Below are 6,264 nucleotides of genomic sequence, written 5' to 3'. Positions count from 1 at the left end.
AACTTCCTGGCGGACGCGGACACCACGGGCGGCAACTCGGGCAGCCCCACGGTGAATGGCAAGGGCCAACTGGTGGGCGTGAACTTCGACCGCGTGTGGGAGAACGTGTCCAACGACTTCGGCTACAACCCGGACGTGGCGCGCAACGTCAACGTGGACGTGCGCTACGTGCTCTGGCTGTTGGATCAGGTCGAGGACGCCGACGGGCTGCTGCGCGAGCTGGGCGTGCGCAAGGGGCCCAAGGCCGGGGAGCGCCGCTGATGGCGGACGGCACCGGACACACCCCGCCGCCCCTGCCGGTCTTCGCACCGACGGAGAAGGTGTGCGGCAACTGCAAGCTGTGGGCGGCGCACTCGGTGGATCACCGGGGCTGGGTGGGCGTCTGCCGGTTGCAGGCGGAGCGGGGGCTGTTCCCGCCCTCGGCTCCCGTCTGCAACAAGTTCTTTCCGCGGGGCGTGGCGGCGAAGCTCGCGGAGGAGACGTCACGGCGCGAGCGGTCGGCGCGCAACGTGGCCCCCGTGGTGCGGCGGCGGGAGAGGGATCCGAACGAAGCAGTGGACCTGGAAGGGCTGGAGCTGAACATGACGCGCGCGGAGTTGATGGAGCTGATCCGGGAGGCGGTCGGCGAGGGCGGTGAGGCGCCGCCGCTGGCCAACAAGTGGGAGGGCGGCACCCTCAAGCTGGTGCCCGGCAAGGCGGACGTGCAGGGGAAGGACATCCCCATCGACGCCTTCTTCCACAAGATCGTCATGGTGCGCGACAAGCTGCGCGTCATGGAGCAGAAGCTCAACGCGCACCCGAAGCTCTCGGACGCCGAGAAGGTGGAGATGCAGAGCTACATCACCCGCATCTACGGCTCGCTCACCAGCTTCAACCTCATGTTCCGCGACAAGGACGACTTCTTCGTGGGCTCCAAGACGGAGGAGTGACTACGGCTCCTGGCCGCGCTCCTCCAACTCGGCCAGGGCCCGCTGTCGGCCCCGGTGCAGGGCACTCTTCACGGTGCCCTCGGGGATGTGCAGCAGGGTGGCGATCTCCGGGTAGCTGTAGCCGCGCATCTCCCGCAGCCACAGCACCTGGCGCTGCTGCTCGCTCACCTTCTGCAGGGCCTCCTCGAAGTGGCGCTGCAATTCGGTGCCCCGGGCGTGGCTCTCCGGAGAGGCCGGGGCCTCGGGCTCGTGCTGGAGCCGCTCCCGGCGCTTTCGGGCGCGCAGCCAGTTGATGCTGCTGTTCCCCATGACACGGTGCAACCACGTGGAGCACGACGAGCGGCCGTCGAAGCCGCTGGGGCGTTGGGCGAGCCGAGCGAAGACGTCCTGCACCACATCCTCCGCATCGTCCGAGTCGCCCACGATGCGGCGTGCGATGGCCAGGGCGCGTGTGCGGTACTGGCGGTACAGCTCGGCGAAAGGGGGAAGGGCGACGACCGTGGCATCCATGGCTGTAGGCCTCCTGAACACCCTCATCGGGTGTCTGGAGACTGGAACGCATGGGCCTCGAAAAGGATCTAACCCCTACTCCGCCTCCTCCTCCTGCTTCGTGAGGCCCCACTCCTTCAGGCGCTTGAAGAGGGTGGAGCGGGCCACGCCCAGCTCGCGGGCCACGCGCTCGCGGTTGTTGTTGTAGCGGCGCAGGGCGGACTCGACGATCTGCCGCTCCAGTTTCAGCAGCATCTGCTCCAGCGTCATGCCCGGGAGCAGCTCGGGCACGGCCACACCCGTCTCGCGGTTCACCTCCTGGTCGAAGGAGATGTCCGTGGCCTCGATGGCGGTGCCCTTGCGCAGCAGCAGGGCGCGGTGCACCACGTTGCGCAGCTCGCGGATGTTGCCCGGCCAGGCGTGCTGCTGGAGCCGCTCCACGGCGCCAGGGGCGAGCTTCACCGTCTGGCCCCGGGGCGAGTACATGCGCAGGAAGTGCTCGGCCAGCGAGAGGATGTCGCCGCGCCGGTTGCGCAGGGGCGGCAGGTGCAGGGGGACGACGCACAGCCGGTAGTACAGGTCCTCGCGGAAGCGACCGTCGCGCGCCTGGGCCAGGAGCTCCCGGTTGGTCGCGGCCACCACGCGCACATCCACCTGGAACGGACGGCTGGCGCCCACGCGCTTGATCTCCCCGCTCTCCAGCGCGCGCAGCAGCTTGGCCTGGAGGTCCAACGGCAGCTCGCCAATCTCGTCGAGGAAGAGGGTGCCGCCGTCGGCCTCCTCGAAGGCGCCCTTGCGCGCGTTGGTGGCGCCGGTGAACGAGCCCTTCTCGTGGCCGAACAGCTCGCTCTCGATGAGCTCCTTGGAAATGGCGGCGCAGTTGACGGGGATGAAGGGCCGGTCGGCGCGCTGCGAGCACTCGTGGAGGGCGCGGGCCACCAGCTCCTTGCCGGTGCCGGACTCACCGAGGATGGCCACCGCGGCGGAGGAGGGGGCCACGCGCTCGATGAGCTCGTTGAGCTGCCGCACGGACGGATCTCCGCCGATGATGCCGTGGAAGGACAGCTCCTTGCGGGCCGGGGTGACGGGCTCGAGGACGAGGTCCGTCTCACCCACGCGCAGCGTGGTGGGCAGGCCCACCTCCACCTCGAAGACGCGCATGGAGCCCATCCAGGTGCCGTTGGTGGAGTTGGTGTCCACCACGTGGAAGAGGCCCTCGCGCCGCGTCACCTTGAGGTGCCGGCTGGAGAGGAAGGGATCCTGGATGACGAGATCGCAGGCCGGGTCCTTGCCCACGGTGAAGCTGTCCGCGCCGAGCTTGTGGATCGTCTCGTTGGAGCCCTGCTTCACGCGCACCTGGGCGGGCTGCCAGCGCGAGGCGGACTCCCGGGGCTGGAGCTCGGTGCGCGAGCCGACCTCGGTGGGGCCCTCGGACTGACTGCTGCCGTGGAGCCGGAAGATGGCGCGCCACTGACCGAGCGCGATGTCCGCGCCATCCGCCAGCACGCCCTTCTGCGTGGAGGTGCCCGCGACCAGCGTGCCCTTCCCGGAGAGGTCCTCCAGCGTGCACTGCTCGCCGTCGAAGGAGAGAGCCACCTGCTGGCGGCTCACCTCGGGGTCGGGGATGACGACGTCGCTCTTCTCGCCGCGCCCGAGCACCATGCGCTCGCGTCCCAGACCGACCCGCAGTACTTCCTCGCCCCGACGAAAGAACACCAGCTCCGGCATCGAGCCCTCCTCAGATGATGGCGGGCCCACTCCTACCCCGTGGAATGTCCGCCACGCAACCGCTGGAGCCAATTTCCCGGGTAGTGCCGCGTTGCCCGACCCGGAGAGTGCACTCCCCGGGTCGGGGAGCGCCTAGCGCATCTGCGGGCGCGCGGGGCCGAAGTTGGGACGGTTGAAGAAACCGCCCAGGTGGGCCACGCGGAACTTCGGGTCCTCCTTGTCCGCGGGCAGCATGGTCAGGCCCGCGCCGAGGATGCCCAGCCGCTTCACGAACTCCGGCTCGGCGCGCAGCTTGAAATCCATGTCCGGCTGGCTCACGTCCAGCCGCTGACCGAACTTCACCGTGCCCGAGCCCTGGATCTCCAGGTCCTCGCTCCGGGCCTGCATCGTCTCCACGGTGCCCAGGCCCTTCTCGATGCGGATGCGCGCGTCGATGTTGCCCAGGGCGATCCTCGGCAGGTCGAAGGGCGTGGGCTGGCCGTACATGGGGACGATGACGTTGCCGCCCTGGATGATCAGCTCCTTGGTGTCCAGGACGAGCTGCCCGTTGGCCTGGCTCAAGTCCGGCTGGCCGCGCGTCTTCGGCATGGCGACGTTGAGCGTGCCATTGAGCTTGCCCACCAGATCCACGCCGCTGAAGCCCTTGAGGTTGCCCTTGGAGGGATCCAGGTCCGCCAGCTTCACCGACAGCTGCACGTCGCTCAGCCCGCCCACGTTGCCGGCGACGTTGCCGCCCAGCATGTCCAGGTGGAAGGCCACGCCCAGCGGGAAGAGCGAGGGGCGCACCGCCGCCGCGTCGATGGCCAGCGGCTCGCCGAGCTCCTCGGGCCCGGGCAGCAGGGCGGCGTTGCTGGCGAGCATGCCGCGCAACTCGGGCGTCACGCCGTTGGGCACCTTGCTCAAGCGCACCTGGGTGGCGGTCAGCCCGCGCAGCCCCGGCCGCAGCGAGCCGATGCGCAGCGCGAAGCCGGCATCCGCCGCCGCGTCCACGGCGCGCCCGCGCAGCGTGTCGTACGGGAAGGTGAGGAAGAGGCACAGCACGAAGGCCACGAGCGAGAACGCACCGTAGCCAACGACGAGCTTCCAGCGAGCGGTCTTGGTCTCGGTGGCCATGGTCATTGCTTCATCTTGTAGGTGGCGACGGTCGTCCAGGCCGTCAGGGTTTCCGCGGAGGAGCGCGGCTCGAGGCGCAGGTTCTTCACCTTCACCAGGCCCGGTCCGCTCTCCACGTCGGTGAGGAAGGTGTGCAGCTTGCGCAGGTCCACGTCGGTGAACGTCAGCTCCACCGAGCTCTCGATGATCTGCCCATCGCCGATGCCCACGTCGTTCTTGGGCGTCATGTTGGGCACGGTCAGCCCCGCGCGGGTGGCCTTGTCCTCGATGTAGCTCATCAACCGCACGTTGCTGGCGGTGAGCTGCTGCTCCACCGACTGACGCGCCTCGGTGGCCTGCCGGTAGCTGGCCGCGAGCGTCTGCACCTCGCGCAGCTTGGCCATCTTCTGGTCCGTGCGCTTGCGGTAGGCGTTGGCGCTGTTGGAGAAGGAAAAGAGGATGAGGAAGAGCACGAAGGCCAGCACCGCGCCGCCGGTGGCCAGCACCATCTGGCGCTCCCGGGTGCTCAGCCGCTCGAAAGCGGCGCGTGCGTTATTGAGAAGTTCGCGAATCTGTTCCATGTCCTAGCCCTCCCCGGCCTGGGCCTGCTCGGGGCACTGCACCTGGATGTCCAGGCGGAACGTCACCTTGTTGCCCTCGCGGGTCTTCTCCACCTTGCCCTCCTTCACTTCCTTGAAGCAGCGGTGGCCCTTGAGGGCGGTGGAGATGGTGTCGATCTGCTTGGAGCTGTCCGTCTCGCCGCGCACGGTGATGCGCTCGAGGTCGATGTCGATGCGGTCGAACGTCACCGCCACGTCGGCCGGCACCCGCTGCGTCATCTCCGCCAGGAGGTTGACGGCGGACAGCTGCGGCAGCGCCGCGGCGGGGCTCTCCACGCCCTTGAGCCGGTTGAGCGCCAGGTCGTAGTTCTTCTCGCACGAGCCGAGGATGCGCTGGGTGACGTCGCACAGCACGGCGTCCACCTGGGCCTCGCGCCGCGCCAGCACGGAGTTGCGCACCACGCCGGTGGCGATGAGCAGCAGGAGCAGGGTGGCGGCGAAGGAGGCCAGCAGCCCCACCTTGTCCTTCAGGTAGTCGTAGTCGCCCTTGAAGGCGAACTCTCCGCGGCGCAGGTTGAAGCGCGGTGCCTTGGGGCCCGAGGCCTGGCCGCGCAGCGCGAGCGCGTACGCCTGCATGGCCTCCGGCTGCACCGTGGCGGGACCCGCGGCGGCCGAGTCGGGCTGCGCCTGCGACAGCACGCGCACGGGCATGCCGAGGTCCTTCGAGAGCTGATCGGCGAGGCCCGGCATGCGCGCGGTGCCACCGCACAGCAGCACGGCGCCCACCTGCCGGCGGGAGCGGGAGGCGTAGGACTTGAAGGAGGGGCGCAGCTCGCGCAGCACCGGCTGGAGGCCACGCACGAAGGCGGCCGCGGCGCGCTCCCCATCCGGCCCCTGGGCCTGGGCGGCACCCGCCAGCGCTCCATGCGACTCCTTCCAGTGGTGCGCCTCGGGCAGCGGCGTCTGGAACTCGGTGGCCAGTGAGCGACTGAGGTTCAGCCCGCCGCCGGCGAAGGTGCGCGAGAACTCCACGCCCACCCCGAGCCGGCCGATGGCCAGCGTCGTGCGCTCGTGGCCGATGTCCACGATGGCCACCGCCTCCGCGTCGATGCCCGTGAAGAGGCCCGGCTGCTGGAGCAGCAGGTTCTGGTAGGTGATGCCCGGGTGCGTCACCACGCGCGGGTCCACGCCCAGCTCGTTGAGCACGCCCAGCAACGTGGCCAGCTCCTCGCGGCGCACCACGCCCACCAGCAGCTCGCTGCCCTTGTCCTTCTCCTGCGTGGCCACCTGATAGTCGAAGACGGCCTCGCTCAAGTCGAACGGCAGCTGGCTCTCCACCTCGAAGGCGATGGTGGACTCGATCCGCTTCGGGTCGGAGAAGGGCAGGGCGAGCTGGTGCGTGGCCAGCGACTGGCCAGGCAGTGCCACCACCACCTGATCGGCCTGCTGAAGCTCCGGGCGCGCCA

At 69.5% G+C, this 6,264-nt stretch carries 7 protein-coding genes; 2 read left to right on the top strand and 5 right to left on the bottom strand.

All coding sequences use genetic code 11. The features are described from left to right. The coding region (locus tag VF794_RS27185) for a S46 family peptidase (protein WP_331115326.1) at window positions 1-261 on the top strand (261 nt) is incomplete at its 5' end. Beyond that, complete coding sequence (locus VF794_RS27180; protein ID WP_331115324.1) at window positions 261-929, top strand: hypothetical protein; 669 nt, start codon at window positions 261-263, stop codon at window positions 927-929. The genes VF794_RS27185 and VF794_RS27180, both read left to right, overlap by 1 nt. Here the strand turns inward: VF794_RS27180 and VF794_RS27175 are convergent, their stop codons facing one another. The 5 genes from VF794_RS27175 to VF794_RS27155 all read right to left on the bottom strand — a co-directional run. Next, the gene (locus VF794_RS27175; RefSeq protein WP_331115322.1) at window positions 930-1,439 is read right to left on the bottom strand and encodes a sigma-70 family RNA polymerase sigma factor; all 510 of its coding nucleotides are present in this window, start codon (window positions 1,437-1,439) and stop codon (window positions 930-932) included. Window positions 1,440-1,514: 75 nt separating this feature from the next. Then, window positions 1,515-3,146 (bottom strand): sigma 54-interacting transcriptional regulator, encoded by a 1,632-nt coding sequence (locus tag VF794_RS27170; protein ID WP_331115320.1) that lies wholly within the window; start codon window positions 3,144-3,146, stop codon window positions 1,515-1,517. A 132-nt stretch (window positions 3,147-3,278) separates the two neighbouring features. Next, on the bottom strand, window positions 3,279-4,259 hold the full coding sequence (gspN, locus tag VF794_RS27165; protein ID WP_331115318.1) for a type II secretion system protein GspN: 981 nt from the start codon (window positions 4,257-4,259) through the stop codon (window positions 3,279-3,281). 2 nt (window positions 4,260-4,261) lie between these two features. After that, window positions 4,262-4,819, bottom strand: coding sequence for a type II secretion system protein GspM (gene gspM / locus VF794_RS27160; RefSeq protein WP_331115317.1), 558 nt, complete (start codon window positions 4,817-4,819; stop codon window positions 4,262-4,264). 3 nt (window positions 4,820-4,822) lie between these two features. Beyond that, a partial coding sequence (locus VF794_RS27155) for a type II secretion system protein GspL (protein ID WP_331115315.1) occupies window positions 4,823-6,264 on the bottom strand: 1,442 nt, incomplete at its 5' end.

The organism is Archangium sp. (assembly GCF_036389735.1).
GTDB lineage: Bacteria > Myxococcota > Myxococcia > Myxococcales > Myxococcaceae > Archangium.
Note: the sequence above shows the minus strand (reverse complement) of the source record. Positions and strands in the feature narration are given on the sequence as shown.